This window comes from Rhizobium sp. AC44/96 (assembly GCF_001692185.1).
Lineage (GTDB): Bacteria > Pseudomonadota > Alphaproteobacteria > Rhizobiales > Rhizobiaceae > Rhizobium.
In genome coordinates, this window is record NZ_LXKO01000006.1 from 1 (window position 1) to 943 (window position 943).

1 protein-coding gene is annotated in these 943 nt (G+C 62.6%); it reads left to right on the plus strand.

Features of this window, described 5'->3' with window-relative positions; genetic code table 11:
* Nucleotides 1-9: 9 nt before the first annotated feature.
* A protein-coding gene (locus tag A6U87_RS29215) for an IS630 family transposase (protein WP_141683930.1) occupies nucleotides 10-943 on the plus strand; the annotation gives its coding sequence in 2 pieces (ribosomal slippage) (nucleotides 10-349 and nucleotides 349-943; 935 coding nt annotated over the 2 pieces). This gene is flagged as partial in the annotation.

Consider the following 943-nt stretch of genomic DNA (forward strand, 5'->3'; position numbering starts at 1 on the left):
CCGGCCTGGATGGCGAGACCTTTTTCAGATGATCTTCGTGAGCGAGTTGTTTGCGCGGTGACGCGCGAAGGGCTGTCGTGCCGCGCCGCGGCAAAGCGTTTCGGCATTGGCGTCAGCACGGCGATCGACTGGGTGCGGCGGTTGCGCGAGACAGGCAGCCCAGCCCCCGGCCAGATGGGCGGGCACAAACGACGGACGATTTGCGGGGAACAGCGGGTCTGGCTGATCGAGCGCTGCCGCGCGCAGGCTTTCACCTTGCGTGGGCTGGTTGCAGAACTGGCGGAGCGAGGCCTAAAAGTCGACTACAGCGCCGTCCGGACCTTCGTGCATGAGGAGGGGCTGAGTTATAAAAAAAGACGTTGGTCGCCAGCGAACGCGAGCGGCCCGATGTCGTCGCGCGACGAACGCGCTGGCTGAAGCATCGCCATCGCATCGATCCTGCCCGTCTCGTCTTCATCGACGAAACCTGGACGAAGACGAATATGGCCCCGCTCAGAGGCTGGGCACCGCGCGGCGAACGACTGCTCGGTCGGGCCCCCTTCGGTCACTGGAACACCATGACCTTTGTCGCCGCCTTGCGCGTCGACCGTGTCAGCGCCCCATGGATCATCGACGGCCCGATCAATGGGGAAAGATTCCTGATCTATGTCGAAAAGGTGCTGGTGCCCGAGCTCAGGCCCGGCGACATCGTGGTGATGGACAATCTCGGCTCACACAAAGCTGGAGCGATCCGGGCAGCCATCCGCAAAGCCGGCGCCCGACTGTTCTTCCTGCCGCAGTATTCTCCCGATCTCAATCCCATCGAAATGCTCTTCGCCAAGATCAAGCACAGGCTCCGCCAGGCGCAGGCCAGAACCAGAAACGCCGTCTCCGACGCACTCGCAATCATCCTCCAAACAGTCACCCCGCAGGAGTGTCAAAACCACTTCAGCGAGGCTGGATA